Origin of the sequence: Aeromicrobium sp. CF4.19, assembly GCF_051262555.1 — a bacterium.
Lineage (GTDB): Bacteria > Actinomycetota > Actinomycetes > Propionibacteriales > Nocardioidaceae > Aeromicrobium.
In genome coordinates, this window is the sequence record NZ_JBIMEU010000008.1 from 91,930 (window position 1) to 111,328 (window position 19,399).

22 protein-coding genes are annotated in these 19,399 nt (G+C 69.6%); 15 read left to right on the forward strand and 7 right to left on the reverse strand.

The window, feature by feature from the left end:
• Positions 1–26 precede the first annotated feature (26 nt).
• Genes ACHAAC_RS15405 through ACHAAC_RS15425 form a run of 5 tightly spaced genes read left to right on the forward strand, consistent with a single transcriptional unit; the run spans position 27 to position 4,441 of the window.
• A complete protein-coding gene (locus tag ACHAAC_RS15405) occupies positions 27–2,498 on the forward strand; it encodes a DNA translocase FtsK 4TM domain-containing protein (RefSeq protein WP_435717190.1) in 2,472 nt (823 codons plus the stop codon).
• The gene (locus ACHAAC_RS15410; protein WP_435717191.1) at positions 2,495–2,974 is read left to right on the forward strand and encodes a hypothetical protein; all 480 of its coding nucleotides are present in this window, start codon (positions 2,495–2,497) and stop codon (positions 2,972–2,974) included. Before ACHAAC_RS15405 ends, ACHAAC_RS15410 begins: the two co-directional genes overlap by 4 nt.
• A 30-nt stretch (positions 2,975–3,004) precedes the next feature.
• Entirely contained in the window at positions 3,005–3,607 is a 603-nt protein-coding gene (gene pgsA / locus ACHAAC_RS15415) for a CDP-diacylglycerol--glycerol-3-phosphate 3-phosphatidyltransferase (protein WP_435717192.1), read from the forward strand.
• A gap of 13 nt (positions 3,608–3,620) precedes the next feature.
• Positions 3,621–4,115 carry a CinA family protein gene (locus ACHAAC_RS15420; RefSeq protein ID WP_435717193.1) on the forward strand — a complete coding sequence of 165 codons (495 nt, stop codon included), beginning with the start codon at positions 3,621–3,623 and terminating at the stop codon, positions 4,113–4,115.
• A gap of 29 nt (positions 4,116–4,144) precedes the next feature.
• Positions 4,145–4,441: a helix-turn-helix domain-containing protein gene (locus ACHAAC_RS15425; RefSeq protein WP_435717194.1), complete on the forward strand. Its 297-nt coding sequence runs from the start codon at positions 4,145–4,147 to the stop codon at positions 4,439–4,441.
• A 44-nt stretch (positions 4,442–4,485) separates the two neighbouring features.
• On the opposite strand, the gene ACHAAC_RS15430 is transcribed toward ACHAAC_RS15425, so the two are convergent.
• On the reverse strand, positions 4,486–5,259 hold the full coding sequence (locus ACHAAC_RS15430; RefSeq protein WP_435717195.1) for a MerR family transcriptional regulator: 774 nt from the start codon (positions 5,257–5,259) through the stop codon (positions 4,486–4,488).
• Between the two features lie 104 nt (positions 5,260–5,363).
• Between ACHAAC_RS15430 and ACHAAC_RS15435 the strand changes: the two genes are divergently transcribed.
• The 4 genes from ACHAAC_RS15435 (at position 5,364) to ACHAAC_RS15450 (ending at position 8,258) form a co-directional block, all read left to right on the forward strand.
• A complete protein-coding gene (locus ACHAAC_RS15435) occupies positions 5,364–5,558 on the forward strand; it encodes a DUF3046 domain-containing protein (RefSeq protein ID WP_435717196.1) in 195 nt (64 codons plus the stop codon).
• 85 nt (positions 5,559–5,643) lie between these two features.
• A complete protein-coding gene (locus ACHAAC_RS15440; protein ID WP_435717197.1) occupies positions 5,644–6,351 on the forward strand; it encodes a hypothetical protein in 708 nt (235 codons plus the stop codon).
• Between the two features lie 264 nt (positions 6,352–6,615).
• Entirely contained in the window at positions 6,616–7,710 is a 1,095-nt protein-coding gene (gene recA / locus ACHAAC_RS15445; protein ID WP_435717198.1) for a recombinase RecA, read from the forward strand.
• The gene (locus ACHAAC_RS15450; RefSeq protein ID WP_435717199.1) at positions 7,710–8,258 is read left to right on the forward strand and encodes a regulatory protein RecX; all 549 of its coding nucleotides are present in this window, start codon (positions 7,710–7,712) and stop codon (positions 8,256–8,258) included. The genes recA and ACHAAC_RS15450 overlap by 1 nt, the downstream gene beginning before the upstream one ends.
• Positions 8,259–8,263: 5 nt before the next feature.
• Here the strand turns inward: ACHAAC_RS15450 and ACHAAC_RS15455 are convergent, their stop codons facing one another.
• On the reverse strand, positions 8,264–8,827 hold the full coding sequence (locus tag ACHAAC_RS15455; RefSeq protein WP_435717200.1) for a PadR family transcriptional regulator: 564 nt from the start codon (positions 8,825–8,827) through the stop codon (positions 8,264–8,266).
• Between the two features lie 124 nt (positions 8,828–8,951).
• Here ACHAAC_RS15455 and ACHAAC_RS15460 point away from each other — a divergent pair, with 124 nt between their 5' ends.
• The gene (locus ACHAAC_RS15460; RefSeq protein ID WP_435717201.1) at positions 8,952–9,407 is read left to right on the forward strand and encodes a hotdog fold domain-containing protein; all 456 of its coding nucleotides are present in this window, start codon (positions 8,952–8,954) and stop codon (positions 9,405–9,407) included.
• Positions 9,408–9,413: 6 nt separating this feature from the next.
• Here the strand turns inward: ACHAAC_RS15460 and ACHAAC_RS15465 are convergent, their stop codons facing one another.
• The 5 genes from ACHAAC_RS15465 to ACHAAC_RS15485 all read right to left on the reverse strand — a co-directional run bounded on the left by ACHAAC_RS15465 (position 9,414) and on the right by ACHAAC_RS15485 (position 14,388).
• Positions 9,414–10,247 carry an amino acid ABC transporter permease gene (locus ACHAAC_RS15465; protein ID WP_435717202.1) on the reverse strand — a complete coding sequence of 278 codons (834 nt, stop codon included), beginning with the start codon at positions 10,245–10,247 and terminating at the stop codon, positions 9,414–9,416.
• Positions 10,247–10,891 (reverse strand): amino acid ABC transporter permease, encoded by a 645-nt coding sequence (locus tag ACHAAC_RS15470; protein ID WP_435717203.1) that lies wholly within the window; start codon positions 10,889–10,891, stop codon positions 10,247–10,249. The genes ACHAAC_RS15465 and ACHAAC_RS15470 overlap by 1 nt, the downstream gene beginning before the upstream one ends.
• Before the next feature lie 102 nt (positions 10,892–10,993).
• Positions 10,994–11,893, reverse strand: a complete 900-nt coding sequence (locus ACHAAC_RS15475; RefSeq protein WP_435717204.1) for a glutamate ABC transporter substrate-binding protein — start codon at positions 11,891–11,893, stop codon at positions 10,994–10,996.
• A 32-nt stretch (positions 11,894–11,925) separates the two neighbouring features.
• Positions 11,926–12,654 (reverse strand): amino acid ABC transporter ATP-binding protein, encoded by a 729-nt coding sequence (locus ACHAAC_RS15480; protein ID WP_435717250.1) that lies wholly within the window; start codon positions 12,652–12,654, stop codon positions 11,926–11,928.
• Positions 12,655–12,792: 138 nt separating this feature from the next.
• A complete protein-coding gene (locus ACHAAC_RS15485; RefSeq protein WP_435717205.1) occupies positions 12,793–14,388 on the reverse strand; it encodes an LVIVD repeat-containing protein in 1,596 nt (531 codons plus the stop codon).
• A 141-nt stretch (positions 14,389–14,529) separates the two neighbouring features.
• Here ACHAAC_RS15485 and ACHAAC_RS15490 point away from each other — a divergent pair, with 141 nt between their 5' ends.
• The 5 genes from ACHAAC_RS15490 (at position 14,530) to ACHAAC_RS15510 (ending at position 19,389) form a co-directional block, all read left to right on the forward strand.
• Positions 14,530–15,225: a DUF305 domain-containing protein gene (locus ACHAAC_RS15490; RefSeq protein WP_435717206.1), complete on the forward strand. Its 696-nt coding sequence runs from the start codon at positions 14,530–14,532 to the stop codon at positions 15,223–15,225.
• 75 nt (positions 15,226–15,300) lie between these two features.
• Positions 15,301–15,729, forward strand: coding sequence for a VOC family protein (locus ACHAAC_RS15495; protein ID WP_435717207.1), 429 nt, complete (start codon positions 15,301–15,303; stop codon positions 15,727–15,729).
• Between the two features lie 54 nt (positions 15,730–15,783).
• Positions 15,784–17,283, forward strand: coding sequence for a tRNA (N6-isopentenyl adenosine(37)-C2)-methylthiotransferase MiaB (miaB, locus tag ACHAAC_RS15500; protein ID WP_435717208.1), 1,500 nt, complete (start codon positions 15,784–15,786; stop codon positions 17,281–17,283).
• An 82-nt stretch (positions 17,284–17,365) separates the two neighbouring features.
• Positions 17,366–18,322 (forward strand): hypothetical protein, encoded by a 957-nt coding sequence (locus tag ACHAAC_RS15505; protein ID WP_435717209.1) that lies wholly within the window; start codon positions 17,366–17,368, stop codon positions 18,320–18,322.
• A gap of 98 nt (positions 18,323–18,420) precedes the next feature.
• On the forward strand, positions 18,421–19,389 hold the full coding sequence (locus ACHAAC_RS15510; protein ID WP_435717210.1) for a hypothetical protein: 969 nt from the start codon (positions 18,421–18,423) through the stop codon (positions 19,387–19,389).
• Positions 19,390–19,399: the final 10 nt, after the last annotated feature.

Below are 19,399 nucleotides of genomic sequence, written 5' to 3' on the forward strand. Positions count from 1 at the left end.
TCGACCTGTGCTTTAGGCTTTCGGCCATGGCGACCCGAACGTCTTCCCCGCCGCGCAAGCGGCCGTCCGGCAGCCAGGCCAAGAAGAAGCGGCCTGCCTCCCGCAGCTCGTCGAGCACCAAGCGCAAGCCCGCACGCCGTCCGTCCGGCCCTGGCCCGCTGGCCACCCTCGGCGGCGGCATCCTGCGTGCCTCCACGGCCTTCTGGCTGGGCCTGGCCGGTGCCGTGGGCGCCGTCGCGCGCAGCATCGGGCACTCAGCGGCCGACCTCGACCCCGACCAGCGACGTGACGGGGTGGGCTTCGGCCTCGTCGCCATCGCCATCGTTGCCGCGGCCTCGGTGTGGTGGCAGGTCCCCGGAGCCGTGGGCGACGGGGTGCGCACGGCCACGACGGGCACCGTCGGGGTCCTGGCCTGGGCGGTGCCGCTCGTGCTGCTGGTGGTCGCCTGGCGCACGCTGCGCCATCCCGACCGCAACGGACCGGCCGGGCGTCAGCTCATCGGCTGGGCCGCCATCTGCGGTGGGGTCCTCGGACTCGTGCACCTCTCGCACGGCGTGCCGCGTCCCGACGACATGGCGGCCGTCCGCGAGGCCGGCGGTGCACTGGGGTTCCTGTTCTCCGCCGTCCCGATCGACCTGCTGAAGACGGGCTACGTCGTCGTCCCGCTGCTGGTGCTCGTGGTGCTGTTCGGCCTGCTCGTGGTCACCGGCACGCCGCTGCACGCCGTCCCGACCCGGTTCGCCGAGGCGCGCGACCGCGCGCTCGGCCGCGACAAGCCCGACGCGGACGCCGAGGTGCAGGAGAAGCCCGCAGCGCGCAAGCGGCACCCCCGCACCGGCGCCGACCTGCCCTATGAGAACCCGCTGGTCGACGGCCCCGAGGACGTGGAGCCGGTCGACGCCTCACCCAAGCGACGCCCCAAGGCCGAGCCGGTCGTCGAGCCGGTTGCCACCGAGACGTCCGACGAGGTGGTCGTCGCACCACCGATGGAGCCGCTGCCGGTCCGTGCCGAGCAGCTGGCGCTGTCCGGCGACGTCGTCTACACGCTTCCCGACAGCACCGTGCTGCGCGAGGGCAGCCCGCACAAGGCGCGCTCGGAGGCCTCCGACGCCGTGGTGGAGCGCCTCACCGAGGTGCTGGAGCAGTTCCAGATCGACGCCACCGTCACGGGCTACACCCGCGGTCCGACGGTGACCCGCTACGAGGTCGAGCTCGGCCCGGCGGTCAAGGTCGAGAAGGTCACCGCGCTCAGCAAGAACATCTCCTACGCCGTCGCCTCCAACGAGGTGCGCATCCTGAGCCCCATCCCCGGCAAGTCCGCGATCGGTGTCGAGATCCCGAACGTCGACAAGGAGATGGTCTCCCTCGGCGACGTCCTGCGCTCGGGCAAGGCACGCGGCGACCACCACCCGATGATCGTCGGGCTCGGCAAGGACGTCGAGGGCGGCTTCGTGGTGGCGAACCTCGCCAAGATGCCGCACCTGCTGGTGGCCGGCGCCACGGGATCGGGCAAGTCCAGCTTCGTGAACTCGATGATCGCCTCGCTGCTCATGCGCGCCACCCCCGACGAGGTCCGCATGATCATGGTCGACCCCAAGCGGGTGGAGCTGACGGCCTACGAGGGCGTCCCGCACCTGATCACGCCGATCATCACCAACCCCAAGAAGGCTGCCGAGGCGCTGCAGTGGGTCGTGCGCGAGATGGACCTGCGCTACGACGACCTCTCCACCTTCGGGTTCCGCCACATCGACGACTTCAACAAGGCCGTGCGCGCCGGCAAGGTCACCGTGCCGCCGGGCAGCGAGCGCGAGCTCGCACCGTACCCGTACCTGCTGGTGGTCGTGGACGAGCTGGCCGACCTCATGATGGTCGCGCCTCGCGACGTCGAGGACTCCATCGTGCGCATCACGCAGCTGGCGCGCGCCGCCGGCATCCACCTCGTCCTGGCCACCCAGCGGCCCAGCGTCGACGTCGTGACCGGCCTCATCAAGGCCAACGTCCCCAGCCGGTTGGCCTTCGCCACCAGCTCGCTCGCCGACAGCCGCGTGATCCTGGACCAGCCCGGAGCCGAGAAGCTCGTGGGCCAGGGCGACGGCCTGTTCCTGCCGATGGGCGCCAACAAGTCGATGCGCATGCAGGGCGCGTGGATCAACGAGTCCGAGATCGCCGAGGTGGTGGCGCACTGCAAGGCCCAGCTGCAGCCCAGCTACCGGGAGGACGTCACGGCTCCGCAGCAGGCCTCGCGCGAGATCGACGAGGACATCGGCGACGACATGGACCTCGTGCTGCAAGCCGTCGAGCTGGTGGTCACGACGCAGTTCGGCTCCACGTCGATGCTGCAGCGCAAGCTGCGCGTCGGCTTCGCCAAGGCCGGCCGCCTGATGGACATCATGGAGAGCCGCGGCGTGGTCGGTCCCAGCGAGGGCTCCAAGGCGCGCGACGTGCTCATCAAGCCCGACGACCTCGAGGACGTGCTGGCGTCCATCCAGGTCGGATGACCCGCGAGGCAGCGGCGCAGCCACGCGCCGAGGACGTCGTGGTCGAGGAGCCCTTCGAGGTCCGCCGCCGGGTCGGTCTGTACGTCGCGGCGGTGCTCGTGCCGTTGGCCATCGCCGGCGGCTTCGGCTGGCTCGCCTGGTCCGAGCGCGAGCCGGTGCTGTGGGCCGGGTGCGGGTTCTTCGCGCTGCTGTTCCTCATCTCCCTGCCGGGCCTGCTGGACGTCCGGACCCCACTCTTCGTCGCCGACGCCCACGGGATCCGCCTGCGCGTGGGACGCCAGTGGGTCGGCCTGTTGTGGCGGGAGATGGCCGCGATCCACGTCGAGCCCCGCGTCGGCCGGCACGACCCGTGCATCAAGGTGGTGAGCCCCGACGGGTCGCGGATCCACCGGGCGCCCGTCGGCTTCGCCACGACGGCCTCGGTGGGGGAGGCGGAGGTCCAGCTGGCGCGTCGCCAGGCGGCTGCCGCATACTGAAACGTCCCCCGTCCACGCCGAAAGGGCCCCATGCAGCCGGCCGAGTCCCCTCCCAACCTCAACATCGCCAACGCGCTCACGGTGCTGCGCATCGTGGGCGTGCCGGTGTTCGGGTGGTTGCTGCTCACCCAGGGCGGCGACAGCATCGAGATGCGTGTCTGGGCGTTCATCGCCTTCGGGCTGCTGATGATCACCGACCGCATCGACGGTGACCTCGCCCGCAGCCGCAACCTGGTCACGAACTTCGGCAAGCTGGCCGACCCGATCGCCGACAAGGCGTTGACCGGCATGGCGTTCGTGGGGCTGGCCATCATCTTCGAGTCGTGGTGGTTCACCACGGCCGTCGTCATCATCCTGGTGCGCGAGTGGGGCATCACGCTGATGCGCTTCGTCGTCAAGAAGTACGGCGTCATGCCGGCGAGCCAGGGCGGACGGATCAAGACGACGATGCAGGCGCTCGCGATCGGTGGGTACGTCCTGCCCTTCGAGCTCTGGGAGGGCACGTTCAGCACCATCATGCGGGCCGCGACGCACGCGACCTTCGCGGTGGCGTTCGCCATCACCGTGGTCACCGCCGTGCAGTACGTGGCCGATGCGCGCCGGCTGCGGGCGGAGCAGACGCAGGGCTCATGACTGCTGTGGCCTCATGACCGCGCTGGCCGGCAGGGTGGTGCAGGCGCTGCGGGACGGTGGCCATCGGGTCGCGACCGCCGAGTCCCTCACCGGTGGCCTGTTGTGCGCGACCCTCGTGGACGTGCCCGGAGCCTCCGACGTCGTGGCCGGGGGAGTCGTCGCCTATGCCGCAGAGGTGAAGACCGGGCTGCTGGGCGTGGACACCGAGGTGGTGACCCAGCAGGGCACGGTCGATCCCGAGACGGCGCGGCAGATGGCCTCAGGCGCCCTGGCGGTCGTGCCCGGCGCGACGCTCGCCGTCTCGACCACCGGCGTGGCCGGCCCGGAGCCGAGCGAGGGCAAGGCGGTCGGCACGGTCTACGTCGCCCTGGCCGACGCCAGGGGGACCGACGTGCGGGCGCTCGAGCTCACCGGCGACCGCAGGAGCATCCGCGAGCAGACGGTGGCTGCCGCGTTGTCGTTCGTGGTCGCTAGGCTGGGGGAAGAAACGCAGGGCCGACGTCGTTGACGTCCTTGAGTCCAGACCGGAGGTGCGCGATGAACACGATGCGACAGCTCGTCGGTGAGGTCCTGCGCGCCCGCCGTCTCGCCCAGGGCCTGACCCTGCGTGACGTCTCCGGCCGGGCACGAGTGAGCCTGGGCTACATCTCCGAGGTCGAGCGGGGCCAGAAGGAGCCCAGCTCCGAGCTCCTCGCAGCACTGACCACCGCCCTGGAGGTGCCGCTCTCGGAGGTCCTGCTCGACGTCAGCACGCTGCTGGCCATCGAGGAGGCAACCGACCTCGCGAGCGTCTCCTCGATTGCCCCCGGCGACGTCGAGGTCTCCGCGGCCTGAGGCACGGGGCCGTCGGGCCGTTCGGCCCGACGACCCCTGCCTGATCAGCGCTGTTGGTTCGCGTTCGCCTCCACCACGGCGCGCACCCAGGCGGCCAGGCCGGGCGCCAGGGCCTCGTAGGTCGCCGCGAAGCGCTCGTCGTCGGTGTAGAGCGACGCCACCTGACGGTGCAGCTCGTGGTTCGCGTCGTAGAAGCGGTTCAACGTGGCCCGGTGCTCCTCCGCGAGCCCGTCGGCCCGTGCAGACCCCGGCTCGACACCCTGGTCGAAGGCCTCGACGAAGCGCGCGTTCACCGCGTCGGTCTCGGCCTTGACCTCGATCCAGTCCTGCTTGGTGTAGCGCGCGGTGCGCTCCTGCGACTGCGCCCAGGCCTCGGTGTCGCCCCAGCGCTGCTCGGCCTCGTCCTGGTAGCTCGGGTCCCAGGCCTCGCCGAAGACCTCGAGCTGCTCCTGCGCGGTCAGTCTCACTCCTGACATGTGTGCCTCCATCTCTCGTTCGACCGCCGCGACCATGGACTGCACACGATGCAGCCTCTCGGTGAGGAGCTCGTGCTGGGTCCGCAGATGCGCGGCGGTGTCGGTGTCGCCGTCCAGGAGGACGGCGATCTCGTCGAGACCGAAGCCGAGGTCGCGGTAGTAGAGGATCCGTGTCAGACGCTGCACGTCGTCGGGGCCGTAGAGCCGGTAGCCGGCATCGCTGCGCCCGCTGGGCGAGAGCAGCCCGACGTCCCCGTAGTGGTGCAACGTGCGCACCGTGACGCCGGCCAGCCTGGCCAGGGCGCCGACGGTGTGCGTCGTCTCGCCTGTCGTGGATCTCATCTCCGAGCCTCTCCTTCGGTCTGCGGACCACCATCGGGCCTCACGCCGCGTCAGGGTCAAGTGTGCCCGGTGGGCGTGGGCCTCGGCGTGTCATGCTGGCGACGATGAGGCACAGCGAGTTCTGGGAACGGATGGACGCCCACCTGGGGGAGGCCTACGCGCGCGTGTGGGCGGACACCCAGGTCATGGCCGAGCTCGAGGGCCGCACGCCCCAGGAGGCCCTGGAGCTCGGTGTGGCGCCCAAGCAGGTCTGGCGCGCCGTGCACGCGCGGCTCGAGCTGCCCGCCTCCGAGCGCTGAGCACTCCTGGACCAATCGTTCTCGGTGTCCGTGCCGAATGGGTGGTGACAGCACGTCACCCGACACATCGAAGGATGTGGATCACATGAGCACCATTCTCCCCAAGCATCGCAGGCTCGCCGCCGGAATCTCGATGGCCGCCCTGGTCGCCTTTCCCCTGGCCGCCTGCTCGTCAGAGTCCGACGAGGGCTCCGACTCCGCCTCCGCCTCGAGCGAGAGCTCGGAGCAGAGCGCCGAGGGCGCTCCCGAGCCCGTCGCGGCCATAGACTCCCTGACCGGCGACGCCACCCAGATCACCCTGGATGCCGGATTCGCCGACGCGCTGGAGTCGCTCGGCCTGGAGCCCGGCGTGGTCGGCGGCGCCGACCTGATCGATGGAGCCCTGCGGTTCCCGATCACCGGCGGAAACGTCACCGTCTTCGAGCCCGGCGAGGTCTCGCCGTACGTGATCGGACAGATCCAGCACGTCGACTCCGGCCTGAGCCTGACGGCGGGCGACACCACGGTCGAGCTGACCAACCTCAACGTCGACCCCGGCGCCTCGCGCGTCTACGGAGACGTCTCGGTCAACGGCGAGACCGCGGTGGAGAGCGCCTACCTCTTCGCGCTCAACGGCAACACGCTGAACCCGCTGGAGGCCGAGGGTGACACCGCGGTCCTGGAGGGGACCGAGGTGTACGTCTCCCCGGTGGCCGCCGAGCTGCTGAACGACACGTTCGACACCGACGCGGTGACCGAGGACCTCCTCGTGGGCATCGCGCAGATCACGGTGAACACCACCTCCGGCGACTGATCGGTGACGGGGCCGGTGGCCCCGATGCCGCGACGCCGACGGGCGCGACCGAACGACTCGGTCGCGCCCGTCGCCGTGCGTGGGGCGTGACGGAAGGCTCGGCGTGTCGCACCACGGCTCGAACAGGTGTTCGGGCTAATCTGTCCACAGGTCTGACGCCCACGAGGTCGGATCCACAGGCGGGTCGATGAGGCCCGGGAATGTCTGCGGGACCTCGTAGCGTCGAAGATGACCGGCCACCCACCAGGAGAAACGGATCACCCCATGCCCCCCAAGACCCCCTTGGCCCCCGTCACGGCCGTCGACGTCGATCAGCGCACCAAGGCCATCGACAACGCGATCGCCCAGATCGACCGCTCCCACGGCAAGGGCGCGGTCATGCGCCTGGGTGAGCGTGGTCGTGTCCCCGTGAACATCATCCCCACCGGTGCCGCCGCGCTGGACGTCGCGCTCGGCATCGGCGGTCTGCCGCGTGGCCGGATCGTGGAGATCTACGGTCCGGAGTCCTCGGGCAAGACCACCGTGGCGCTGCACGCGGTGGCCAACGCCCAGAAGGCCGGCGGCGTCGCGGCCTTCATCGATGCCGAGCACGCGCTCGACCCGGACTATGCCCGCGCCCTGGGCGTCGACACCGACGCCCTGCTGATCTCCCAGCCCGACTCCGGTGAGCAGGCGCTGGAGATCGCCGACATGCTGATCCGCTCCGGCGCGCTGGACATCCTGGTGATCGACTCCGTCGCCGCGCTCGTGCCCCGCGCCGAGATCGACGGCGAGATGGGCGACAGCCACGTCGGCCTGCAGGCCCGCCTCATGAGCCAGGCCCTGCGCAAGATGACCGGTGCCATCAACGGCTCCGGCACCACGACCGTCTTCATCAACCAGCTGCGCGAGAAGATCGGCGTCATGTTCGGCTCGCCCGAGACCACCACGGGCGGCAAGGCCCTGAAGTTCTACGCCTCGGTCCGTCTTGACGTGCGACGCATCGAGACGCTCAAGGACGGCACCGACATGGTCGGCAACCGCACCCGCGTCAAGGTCGTCAAGAACAAGATGGCCCCGCCGTTCAAGCAGGCCGAGTTCGACATCATGTACGGCCAGGGCATCAGCCTCGAGGGCAGCCTGATCGATGTCGGCGTCGAGACGGGCCTGGTGCGCAAGGCCGGTGCCTGGTACACCTACGAGGGCGACCAGCTCGGCCAGGGCAAGGAGAACGCGCGGCAGTTCCTCAAGGACAACCCGGACCTCGCCGAGGAGCTGGAGAAGCGCATCAAGGAGCAGCTGGGCGTCGGACCGGTGGTCGACGAGCCGGCCGACGACGGCTTCGCCGAGGGCGGGGACCTGCCCGCCACCGAGTTCTGATGGCCCCCACGGGACCCCCGCCGCAGGACTCCGGCGGGGGTGCCGGGCCGCAGGTGGACGAGGGCGACGCCGAGTCGGTCGCCCGGACGATCCTGCTGCGCCGGCTCACCGAGCGTCCCCGCAGCCGCTTCGAGCTCGCCGAGGTGCTGGCACGCAAGAACGTCCCCGCAGACGTGGGAGAGGCCCTGCTCGATCGCTTCGAGGAGGTGGGGCTCATCGACGACGCGAGCTTCGCCCGAGCCTGGGTGGAATCGCGTCAACGGAGCAAGGGAACCGCGCGTGCGGTGCTCGCCATGGAGCTGCGGCGCAAGGGCATCGCCGACGATCTCGCCCGGGACGTGCTCGCCGACCTCGACCCCGAGGACGAGCGGGCGGCCGCGCAGCGGCTCGTGCGCAAGAAGCTGCGCGGGATGGGCGGCTTGGACGACACGGTCCGGATGCGGCGGCTCATGGGGATGCTTGCCCGCAAGGGCTATCCGTCCTCGATGGTCATGGACGTGGTGCGCGAGGAGCTCTCCGCCATGGCCGAGCCACTGGACTCCGCCTGAGCGGGTCAGCCGCGCTCGTCGATGTCGCCCCGGAGCCGCTCGGTGATGTCGTGCTCGGAGTCGAAGTACGCCAGGCCCCAGTCGGCCACCCGGGCCGGGTACCGCAGCTCCTGCTGGTCGGCGAGGACGTCTCGCACCTCCTGGAGCTCGCTGCGGCGAGTCGCGAGCTTCTCGAGGTAGTCGTCGAGGACGCCCACCACGGACTCCGGTGAGGTCATGGCGCCGAGCATCAGGCGCAGTGCCACCGGGTGCTTCAGGATCGGGAGGGGGTCGTCCGGGGGAGTGGCGAGCCAGTCCAGGAGGGCGGCGTGGCCGGCGTCGTTGATGGTGAACCGGCGGGCCCGCCGGCGGCCCTCGGTGGCATCGGCGGTGTCCACGAAGTCCTGGACGGCCAGGCGGTCCAGCTCGGTGTAGATCTGGCTCATCGCGGGAGAGACCCAGTAGAAGCGCAGGGTGCGATCGGCGCGTTGCTTGAGCTCGTAGCCGGTGAGGCCGTGCTCACGAGTCCGGGAGTCGAGCGCGAGAAGTCCGAGCAGGGCATAGGACGTCATCGACAGGCCGGCGCTCATGCACACATCGTACGGTTCCAAGTAGGAAGATGTGTGGCGTGGCGCGACACTGCGACGTCCTCCGGGGGTGCGGGACGCGTCACACATCGCGACAGTGGCACTGTCACGGTCCTACAGTGGCGCCATGGCCTCGACCTACTCCATGTACACGACCATGTCCGCGCTGCCCCAGGGCAGGCGGCTCTTCTCCCTGGCCTACGGCAGGAAGGCGCCGTACTTCGGCTCCATCCACATGATGGTGCAGGACATGGCCCCGCACCGCGGTGAGGTCACGATCCCCAAGCGGCGCAGCGTGCTGAACCACATCGGCACGGTCCATGCCATCGCCGCCTGCAACGGCCTGGAGGCGGCGATGGGCCTCCTCGCCGAGGCCACCTGTCCCGAGGACTCGCGCTGGCTGCCCAAGGGCATGGAGGTGCGCTACGTCGCCAAGTCCGACGGGCCGCTGACGTGCACCGCCACGTCGACGCCGCAGGACTGGGAGGGCGGTCCCGACGTCCCGGTGACCGTGCAGGCAGCGCTGCCCGACGGGACCGTCACCGTCGAGGGCACCATCCACCTGTGGGTGACGCCGCGCTGATCGACCTCAGGCCTTCGCCTGCACCTCACCGGCGACGATCGTGACCTCGCCCGCTCCGGAGCTGCTGTAGCGACGCTGGAGGTGGTTCGCCAGGGCGGTCAGCAGCAGGTTCAATATGATGTAGATCAGGCCCAGCACGATGGCGACGGCCAGGTAGTTGTTGAACGTCCGCCACAGCTCCCTGCCGGCGTACGTCAGCCCCGGGGCGAGGACGTAGAACCCCAAGCTGGTGTCCTTCAGCGCCACGACGCACTGGCTGACGATGGACGGGAGCATGATCTTGATGGCCTGCGGCAGCTGGACGATGGACATCACCTGCGTCTTGCGCATGCCGATGGAGTAGGCGGCCTCGGCCTGCCCCTTGGGCACGGCGTTGATGCCGGCCCGGACGATCTCCGCGAGGACCGAGCCGTTGTACAGCACGAGGCCGAGCACGAGGGCGAACAGATCGCCCTGGGAGAAGCCGCGGACGCTCCAGATGAAGATGATCAGCATCAGCAGCGGGACGGCGCGGAAGAACTCCACGACCAGCCACGAGGGCCAGCGCAGCGCGGCGTGGTCCGAGAGCTTGCCGACGCCGAACAGCAGCCCGAACACGACGGCGGGGATGATCGCCAGCACCGCCGCCAGGATGGTCCACCCCAGACCCTCCAGCAGGATGAGGACGAGATCGGGCGTGACGAAGGGCTCCCACTGCGCAGCGGTGAACTGGTCCTCGGTGTAGAGCTTCCAGACCACCAGGGCGGCCGTCGCGACGAGCACGGTGATCCAGATCGCGCCGATGATCATGTGTCGCCGGGCCGCGCGGGGCCCGGGGACGTCGAAGAGCACAGCGCTCATCAGGTCACCGCCCATCGTCGTTCGAGCTGGTTGGCGCCGACCGAGATGGTCTCGACGATGATGATGTAGCCGAGGGCGATGCCGCCGAAGAGGAACCAGCGGTCACCCGGGAAGTCCCGCAGGCCGCCGCTCAGCCGGAAGGTCGCCTCGGCGATGCCGAACCCGGCGGCGAGCGAGGTGTTCTTCGTCAGGGCGATGAACACGCTGGCCATCGGCGGCACGACGATGCGCAGGGCCTGGGGCAGGACGACCTGCGACATCGTCAGCGTGAACGGCATGCCGATCGAGCGTGCCGCCTCGGCCTGGCCGACCCCGACCCCGTTGATGCCCGAGCGGATGGCCTCGGCGACGAAGGCGGACGTGTACAGCCCCATGGCCATCGTCACCATGATGAAGAACCCGAAGTCGATGCCGATCGGCGGCAGCGCGTAGTAGGTGAAGAAGAGCAGGATCAGCAGCGGGGTGTTGCGAAAGACCGTCACCCAGGCGACCGCGGTCCCGCGCAGCACCGACACCGGGCTGACCCGGGCGATGCCGACGAGCGTGCCGAGCACGAGGGCCAGCGCCCCGGAGGTGAACAGCAGCTTCAGGGTCTGCCAGAACCCGTCCAGGATCAGGTCGAAGTTCTCGATCAGGGCGTCCACGGTCCACCTCCTTCGCTGGTCTCAGGGGTCTCGGGCCGGGTCCGTCGGACGGACCCGGCCCGAGGCTGGGTCGATCAGGCTGGGTCGATCAGGCTGGGTCGATCAGGCTGCGCAGGGATCCAGCGCCGGCTCCTCGGGCATCTCGTTGCCGGACTTGCCCAGGGTGAGGTCGAAGGCGGTCTCGAAGTCACCGTCGTCGAAGGAGGACTGGATCGTCTCGTTGAGGAACTCGCACATCTCCGGGGCGTCCGGGCTGTAGCCCACTCCGTAGCGCTCCTCGGAGAACGGCTCACCCACGACCTTCAGCTCATCGGGGTTCTCGGCGGCGTAGCCGAGCAGGATCGCTCCGTCGGTGGTGACGGCGTCGACCGAGCCGTTGATCAGCTGGTCGTTGCACTCGGAGTAGGTGTCGAAACCGGCCGGCTCGGCGCCGTACTCCTGCTCGACGGTGTCGATGGAGGTGGAGCCCCGCACCGAGCAGACCGTCTTGCCCTCCAGGTCGTCCGGCCCGTTGATGCTGTCGTCGTCGGCCGCGACCATCAGGCTCTGGCCGGTGACGTAGTACGGACCGGCCTGGCCCACGATCTCCAGTCGTTCGTCGGTGATGGAGTAGGAGGCGATCACGAGGTCGACGGTGCCGTTCTCCAGGAAGGGCTCACGGTTGTCGGAGATCGTCTCGACCCACTCGATGTCATCGGGTCCGATGCCGAGCTGGCCGGCGATGATCTTGCCGAGCTCGGGGTCGATGCCGGTGGGGGCGTCCTGGCCGGCTCCGCGGAACCCGATGCCGGGCTGGTCGTACTTGACGCCGATCTTGATCGAGCCCTGGTCGGCGAGCTCGGCCATGCGGCTGCCCTCCTCGAACTCCGGGCTCTCGGCGACCTCGTACTCGCCGGTCTCGCTGTCGTCGGAACCTGCATCGCCACATGCTGATGCGACGAGAAGCGTGGCGGCCGCGAGGGCGACCCATCGCGCCTTCGTGTACCCGGTGCGGAACTTCATGGTCGTTCTCCTGTCGTGGTGGTGCGGTCGGATCAGTGCTTGAGGATCTTGCCGAGGAAGTCCTTGGCGCGGTCGGTCTGTGGGTTGGTGAAGAACTCCTCGGGAGTGTTCTCCTCCACGATGGCGCCCTCGGACATGAACAGGACACGGTCCGCGGCCGTCCGGGCGAAGCCCATCTCGTGCGTGACGACCACCATGGTCATCCCGCCCTGGGCGAGGTCGACCATCGTGTCCAGGACCTCCTTGATCATCTCCGGGTCCAGCGCGGAGGTGGGCTCGTCGAAGAGCATGACCTTGGGGTCCATCGCGAGGGACCGCGCGATGGCGACGCGCTGCTGCTGTCCGCCGGACAGCTGCGCGGGAAGCTTCTGGGCCTGGTTCTGCACACCGACGCGCTCCAGCAGCTCCATGGCGCGCTTGTCGGCGTCGGCCTTCTTCTGCCCGCGCACCTTGACCGGACCCAGGGTGACGTTCTCCAGGACGGTCTTGTGCGCGAAGAGGTTGAAGGACTGGAACACCATGCCGACGTCGGCGCGCAGCTGGGCCAGGGCCTTGCCCTCGTCGGGCAGGGGAGTGCCGTCGACGCTGATGTCACCCTCGTCCACGGTCTCGAGCCGATTGATCGTGCGGCACAGGGTGGACTTGCCCGAGCCTGAGGGGCCGATGACGACGACGACCTCGCCGCGCCCGACCTCGAGGTCGATGTCTTGCAGCACATGCAGGGCTCCGAAGTGCTTCTGCACGCCCCGCATCGCCACCATGGGTGTGTCAGCCATGGACGGCAACCTATCGGTCCCGCCGGGTCCGCAGGCAAGCCCGTAACCAGAACGTCACCGGGTCCGGACGGACGGCGGCCCGGGCCCCGAGGCCCCGGGCCGCCGTCGGCGTCCAGCTGGTGCTCAGTCCCTGCCCCCGCCGCGGCGCTCGGGGAACCTCGGCTGGCTCTGCGGGTTCAGCTCCTTGAACCGCACCCGATCGGCTCCCTCGAGCCGTCGGTCGTCGACGCGGAAGACGTCGAAGCCGCGCTGGATCTCGTTGGAGTAGATGTGGCCGTTGTAGTAGTACGTCGACCATGCCCCTCCCACGACCAGGCGCTCGTCGGAGATGGGGCCGCGGTCGAACCAGGCGATCTCCTTGGGGTTGGCGGAGTCGGTGAAGTCGAACATCGACCAACCGCCCTGGTACCAGGCCTGGACCATGATGTCCTTGCCCTCCACCGGGACGAGGGAGCCGTTGTGGGCGACGCAGTTCTCGGTGTTGGACTGGGCTCGCGGAATCTTGTAGTAGCTCTGGAACTCCAGCGAGCCGTCCTTGGCGAGGTCGTAGATGCCGTTGGCACCCTTGGTCTCCCCCGTCTCCTCGTTGCACGTCGGTGCACCGCCGCCGCCGAGCTCGTCGGTGAAGACGATGGTGCTGGCGTCGTTGTTGAACGTGGCGGAGTGCCAGAACGCGAAGTTCTCGGTGTCGCGGACGCGTTCGGTGACCTCGGGCTGCTCCCGGTCGCTGATGTCCATGACGATGCCGTCACCCATGCAGGCGCCGGCCATCAGGTCCTTCTCGGGGTAGGCCGTCAGGTCGTGGCAGCCGGTGGTCTGCGAGGACCCGTTGCCGCCGGGGTTGCCCCCGTCGGGGAACAGGACGGGCTGGGCCGTCATCTCGGCATTCTCGGGCTTCTTCAGCGGCACCTTGACCACGCTGACCGTGTCCAGCGGAGGCTGGCAGTCCGGGAAGCTGGCGTCGGGGGAGTAGGAGGAGACGTAGACGTAGAGGTCCTGGACCTTGCCCTTCGGGCCCTTGCCCCGCCCCTTGCCCTCGCTCTTGCCGGGCTTGCGCTCCGGTCCGGGTGCGAGCGTGTGGGTGTGCGAGCCGCACGGCGTCTCGACGGCGGAGACGTACTCCGGCTTGCGGGGGTCGGAGATGTCGAAGACCTTGACGCCCTCCCAGGAGTCCTTGATGGTGGCCGACTGGCCCGAGCTCTGGCAGGAGTCGTCGCTGCGGGAGGAGTCGGTGCTCAGGACGAGGAGGTCGTCGTAGACCGAGATGTCGTTCTGGGCGCCGGGGCACACGACCTGGGAGACGACCTTCGGCTTGGTGGGTCGACTGATGTCGTAGATCGTGAAGCCGTTGTAGTTGCCGGCGAACGCGTACTTGCCCTGGAAGGCGAGGTCGCTGCCCAGGGCGTCCTCCGGCGCGAAGGCTCCCTGCTTGGGGATGTTCGCGAGGAACTCCACGTTCTCGCTGCTGTCCTCCTCCCCGACGTCGAGCGTGGGGCCCGCGCCCCGCTGCAGGAGGCGAGCGACGTCGTTGCCGGGCAGGCAGTTCCCCGCGAGGCGGTCGGCCTCGGACAGGGTGACCGCCCCCTCGCACGGGTCCGGCTCCGATGGCTTCTCGTCCGCGACCGCCTGCAGCGGAGCGACGAGGCCGGCCGCGACGAGTCCCGCGGCTGCTGTGAGAAGAGCCGCTCGGGCGGCTCGTGGGCGTGCAGTGTGCACCATGGTGGTGTCCTTCCCCCGAAGGCCCTTATCCTGACCCGACCGGGGGCCCCGCGACAAGGGGGCATGGCAGACGTCATCGAAGTGACACCCGATGTCGGCGGCCCCGGGATCGAGGGGAGAGGTGGTCACGTGAGGCGATCGATGTGCCGAGTCCTGTCGGCCGCGGCCGTGGCCGTCGGCCTTCTGCTCGCGGGGTGCAGCGGTGGTGACGACGCGCAGTCCCGGCCGAGCGTCGACGGGACCGTGCTGCAGCCGGACCGCCCCGGTGACCCGGTCGAGGAGCTGGACGAGTCACCCGTCGTCGAGCCCGCCGAGGCCAACGACGCCGACGTCCGGTTCTCGCAGATGATGATCCCGCACCACGCGCAGGCGCTGGAGATGAGCGAGCTCGCGCCCTCCGCGGGCGGCAGCGAGCGGGTGAAGATCCTGGCCGACCGGATCAACGGCGCGCAGAAGCCGGAGATCGTGTTCATGGCCGGTTGGCTCGACGACCTCGGGCACGAGGCGCCCACCCGCGAGCAGATCGACGCCGGAGACATTCCCATGGAGCACGACCACGCCGGCACCGGCGAGGACGCTCCTGACGACGGGGAGCACCAGATGGCGGGCATGGCCACCGAGACGCAGATGCGGGCACTGGCGCAGGCGCGTGGCTCGGACTTCGACGCACTGTTCCTGCAGCTGATGATCCGCCACCACCAGGGCGCCGTCGACATGGCGGCGGACGTGCTCCGCGACGGCTCCGAGCAGCAGCTGAACGAGCTCGCCGGCGGCATCTCCTCGGACCAGCAGGCGGAGATCTCGCGGATGGAGGAGATCCTCGCCGAGACGGAGTGAGGCGCTCTCGACCGGGCAGGGACGGCCGTCCTGGTTGGTCTGCGAGGCGACGCGCGGCGTGGCATCGTCGAGCGCATGCCCGTCACCGTGAACGACTTCAGCCACGTCCGTCTCACCGTGAGCGACATCGAGGCCTCCCGGCGCTTCTACGACGCCGTCTTCGGCTTCGACGTCGCCTTCGAGCTGCCGGAGGACCCTGACGAGCAGACCAGGGAGGCGTTGTCCTTCCTCTTCGGCGGCGTGATCTACAGCTTCGGGGGCGGACTGCTCGGCCTGCGCCCCGTGGCACCCGGCGAGGACCGCTTCGACGAGGACCGTGCCGGGCTGGACCACGTGAGCTTCTCGGTGCCCGACCTCGACGCCTTGCACTCTGCTGCGCAGGTGCTGGACGGCCTCGGGGTCGCGCACGACGGGGTCAAGGACCTGGGGGACGCCGGCATCGCGATCCTGGAGTTCCGCGACCCCGACAACATCGCCCTGGAGCTCACGGCGTCCACCGGCTGAGTGGGCCCGGCAGACCTCGCCCCCGCGCGAGTCGCCACGTACGATCGGGGCGTCATGACCAAGACCTATGAAGTCCGTACCTACGGCTGCCAGATGAACGTGCACGACTCCGAGCGGCTGAGCGGGTTGCTGGAGACTGCTGGGTACGCCGCACACTCCCGCGGTGAGGACGGCGGCGCCCGCGGCGTTCCCGACCTCCTCGTCTTCAACACGTGTGCGGTGCGCGAGAACGCGGACAACAAGCTGTACGGGAACCTGGGCCACGCAGCACACCTGAAGGAGAAGAACCCCGGCATGCAGGTGGCGGTGGGTGGCTGCCTCGCGCAGAAGGACCGAGCCACGATCACCGAGCGCGCGCCATGGGTCGACGTCGTCTTCGGGACCCACAACATCGGCTCCCTGCCGGTCCTGCTGGAGCGGGCCCGGGTGGCCGAGGAGTCCCAGGTGGAGATCCTGGAGTCCTTGGAGGTCTTCCCCTCGACCCTGCCCACCAAGCGCGACTCGGTCTTCGCCGCGTGGGTCTCCATCAGCGTCGGGTGCAACAACACGTGCACCTTCTGCATCGTGCCGAGCCTGCGGGGCAAGGAGCGGGACCGCCGCCCCGGCGACGTGCTCGCGGAGGTCGAGGCACTCGTCGCCGACGGCGTGGTGGAGGTGACGTTGCTGGGGCAGAACGTCAACTCCTACGGCGTGGAGTTCGGTGATCGGCTGGCCTTCGGCAAGCTGCTTCGGGCGTGCGGTCAGATCGAGGGCCTGGAGCGCGTGCGGTTCACCAGCCCGCACCCCAAGGACTTCACCGACGACGTCATCGCCGCGATGGCCGAGACCCCGAACGTCATGCCGCAGCTGCACATGCCGCTGCAGTCCGGGTCCGACCGGGTGCTCAAGGCGATGCGTCGCTCCTACCGCCGCGAGAAGTACCTGGGGATTCTCGAGCGTGTCCGCGACGCGATGCCGGAGGCGGCCATCACCACCGACATCATCGTCGGGTTCCCGGGGGAGACGGAGGAGGACTTCGAGCAGACGCTCGAGGTCGTCCGGGAGGCGCGGTTCAGCAGCGCCTACACGTTCCAGTACTCGGCGCGTCCGGGCACTCCGGCGGCGGACCTGCCCGAGCAGCTGCCCAAGGCGGTCGTGCAGGAGCGCTACCTGCGACTGGCCGCCCTGGTCGAGGAGGTCGCCTGGACGGAGAACCGACGTCTGGAGGGACGCACCGTCGAGCTGCTCGTCTCCGACCACAAGGCCGCCGGGGGCCGCAAGGACCACGAGACCAAGCGGCTCACCGGCCGTGCGCGGGACCACCGCCTGGTGCACTTCGTGCCCGGCGACCACGACGTCCGACCGGGCGACATGGTGCAGGTCGTGGTCACCCACGCCGCGCCTCACCACCTCGTGAGCGACGAGGCTCCCGTCTCGGTGCGACGCACCGCCGCCGGCGACGCCTGGGAGTCCGGGCAGGGCACGACCAAGGTCCGCAGCGTCGGGCTCGGCATGCCGTCCGTCGGCGCACCGTCGCCCCTCCCGGTGGTCGACGCACCCGCCTGCGCGCACTGAGTCGGGGCGGTCCGGATCGCCCCGTACCCACCCTCCACGTCGCTGATCTAGGCTCGGGAACGTCCGCACCACAGGGGGAACCATGTCGCGACTCATCAGGCTCAGCTCCGTCCTCGCCGTCACTGCGCTCGTGCTGACGGCCTGCACGGAGGCTGAGAACGCCGAACCCGAGTCCGAGCCCACCCCGACCGAGAGTGGCGAAACCGCTGCCACGAACGCGTGCGAGCTCGTGCCTCAAGACCTCCTGGACCGGGTCAACCCTCGCGACGCCGAACCGGTGAGCAGGCTGCTCCTCGGCGACCTGACGTATGACGGTTGCACGATCGGCGGTGTCTATGACGTGAGCTTCGGTGTGCGGATCGCCGACGACGGCAAGGAGCTCTCCGAGCTGGTGCCCGCGGGCACCGAGCCTGCGGAAGAGGTCGACCTCGGCGACGAAGGCTTCCGTTCCGTCATGCAGTACGACGGGGAGGTGGTCGAGGTGAACTACGTGGTGCGGTTCGCAGATCACGTCGTGCGGGTCGAGAACTCCTCCCTCGGCAACGATGACGAAGCAGATCACGTCAGCCAGGAGGACACCAAGGCGCTGCTGGTCGCTCTCGGTGAGGCTGTTCCTGACGACTACGAGCAGGAAGCCCTCACGACGTCCGTGGACGAGGCCTGCCTGCCCGCCGACGACCCGTCGATCCTCGACCTCGTGGGAGAGGTCCAGCTCGCCCGCAGCGCCGTGGGCGACGACACCCTCCGATGCAACTACCTCGCGGCAGACTTCACCAGGCTGGAGTTCACCATGTCCGACACGACGGACGTCGACGAGCCCTTCCGGGCAGAGACGGCGGGCCAGGACGCAGAGGAGATCGAGGTCGAGGGGGTCGCTGCAGCCGCGCTCATCGAGAATGACCTGGAGGTCGCGGTCGTCGTCCAGCCGGACCAGGAGTCGATCGCCAGGCTGAGCGTCCAGGCTCCCGACCTCAGGGACCCGGAACCGGATGCCGAGGGCGCCATCGAGGTCGCGAAGGCCTTCCTCGCCGCTGATTGACCTGACCGCCTTGGCCTGCGTCCGCTGACACCCGGCGCGTGCCGATGCTGGAGCCTCTGCCAGTGTTTGGGCAGACCACTGATCCGGGGGAGCTCACCATGGCACGACGATTCACCTGCGCCTCGCTGGCGCTGACCGCGGCGCTCGCGCTCGGTGCCTGCACCGGCGGCGACGAGGACACGGCCGATGAGGCCACGGCAGACCCGGTGCCCACGGGCACGGCCGAGCCTGCGGCGGAGAATCCGTGCACGCTGGTCACCCCGGAGACGCTGGAGTCGGTCAACCCTCGTGACAACGAGCTGGTCAGCACACTGATCATCGGGGACCTGACCTTCGACGGTTGCACGATCGGCGACGTGTACGACGTGAGCTTCGGTGTCAGGGTCGTCGACAACGGCACCGCACTCGAGGAGCTGGCGATCGGCGGCTCCCAGGCACCGGAGCGCGTCGACATCGGTGACGAGGCCTATCGCTCGACGGTGGGGACGGGTGACGACGTCGTGTCTGTCACGACGGTCGCGCGGTTCGGGGACCACGTGGTGCAGGTGCGCAACGACTCCCTCGGCAACAGCGACCCGGAGGTACGGGTGGAGGAAGACGTCACCGAGGCGCTGCTCACCGAGCTCGGCGAGGCCGTGCCCGACGACTACGAGGAGTCCGCGCTCAGCACCGACGTCGGTGCCGGCTGCCTGCTGGCCGATGACGAGACCGTCACCGACCTCGTCGGCGAGGTGCAGCTGGCCCGTGGAGGCACCGTGGACGGGGACGTCCGGTGCTCCTACCTGGGGGAGGACAGCGACACGCTGCGAGTGGAGGCTTCCCCGGAGTCGAACGCCGCCGAGCTGTACGACGCGAGCGCGGACAGCGGGACGCGCGAGGATGTCGAGGTCGCCGGGGCCGAACGTGCCGTCCTGGGTGAGAGCACCGGCTCCATCGGCGGGACCTTTCAGCCCGACGAGGAGTCGGTGGGCTACCTGACGGTGAGTGCGGCGGCCGGCGGCGACCTGTCGACCGGCCCCGAGGAGGCCGTCGCGTTCCTGGAGCGCTTCATCGCCGCTCAAGGCTGAGCGAACGACG

Coding starts and splice junctions, on each gene's coding strand:
- ACHAAC_RS15405 (WP_435717190.1), top strand. CDS start 27: ATGGCGACCCGAACGTCTTCCCCGCCGCGCAAGCGGCCGTCCGGCAGC.
- ACHAAC_RS15410 (WP_435717191.1), top strand. CDS start 2,495: ATGACCCGCGAGGCAGCGGCGCAGCCACGCGCCGAGGACGTCGTGGTC.
- pgsA (WP_435717192.1), top strand. CDS start 3,005: ATGCAGCCGGCCGAGTCCCCTCCCAACCTCAACATCGCCAACGCGCTC.
- ACHAAC_RS15420 (WP_435717193.1), top strand. CDS start 3,621: ATGACCGCGCTGGCCGGCAGGGTGGTGCAGGCGCTGCGGGACGGTGGC.
- ACHAAC_RS15425 (WP_435717194.1), top strand. CDS start 4,145: ATGAACACGATGCGACAGCTCGTCGGTGAGGTCCTGCGCGCCCGCCGT.
- ACHAAC_RS15430 (WP_435717195.1), bottom strand. CDS start 5,259: ATGAGATCCACGACAGGCGAGACGACGCACACCGTCGGCGCCCTGGCC.
- ACHAAC_RS15435 (WP_435717196.1), top strand. CDS start 5,364: ATGAGGCACAGCGAGTTCTGGGAACGGATGGACGCCCACCTGGGGGAG.
- ACHAAC_RS15440 (WP_435717197.1), top strand. CDS start 5,644: ATGAGCACCATTCTCCCCAAGCATCGCAGGCTCGCCGCCGGAATCTCG.
- recA (WP_435717198.1), top strand. CDS start 6,616: ATGCCCCCCAAGACCCCCTTGGCCCCCGTCACGGCCGTCGACGTCGAT.
- ACHAAC_RS15450 (WP_435717199.1), top strand. CDS start 7,710: ATGGCCCCCACGGGACCCCCGCCGCAGGACTCCGGCGGGGGTGCCGGG.
- ACHAAC_RS15455 (WP_435717200.1), bottom strand. CDS start 8,827: ATGAGCGCCGGCCTGTCGATGACGTCCTATGCCCTGCTCGGACTTCTC.
- ACHAAC_RS15460 (WP_435717201.1), top strand. CDS start 8,952: ATGGCCTCGACCTACTCCATGTACACGACCATGTCCGCGCTGCCCCAG.
- ACHAAC_RS15465 (WP_435717202.1), bottom strand. CDS start 10,247: ATGAGCGCTGTGCTCTTCGACGTCCCCGGGCCCCGCGCGGCCCGGCGA.
- ACHAAC_RS15475 (WP_435717204.1), bottom strand. CDS start 11,893: ATGAAGTTCCGCACCGGGTACACGAAGGCGCGATGGGTCGCCCTCGCG.
- ACHAAC_RS15480 (WP_435717250.1), bottom strand. CDS start 12,654: ATGGTGGCGATGCGGGGCGTGCAGAAGCACTTCGGAGCCCTGCATGTG.
- ACHAAC_RS15485 (WP_435717205.1), bottom strand. CDS start 14,388: ATGGTGCACACTGCACGCCCACGAGCCGCCCGAGCGGCTCTTCTCACA.
- ACHAAC_RS15490 (WP_435717206.1), top strand. CDS start 14,530: ATGTGCCGAGTCCTGTCGGCCGCGGCCGTGGCCGTCGGCCTTCTGCTC.
- ACHAAC_RS15495 (WP_435717207.1), top strand. CDS start 15,301: ATGCCCGTCACCGTGAACGACTTCAGCCACGTCCGTCTCACCGTGAGC.
- miaB (WP_435717208.1), top strand. CDS start 15,784: ATGACCAAGACCTATGAAGTCCGTACCTACGGCTGCCAGATGAACGTG.
- ACHAAC_RS15505 (WP_435717209.1), top strand. CDS start 17,366: ATGTCGCGACTCATCAGGCTCAGCTCCGTCCTCGCCGTCACTGCGCTC.
- ACHAAC_RS15510 (WP_435717210.1), top strand. CDS start 18,421: ATGGCACGACGATTCACCTGCGCCTCGCTGGCGCTGACCGCGGCGCTC.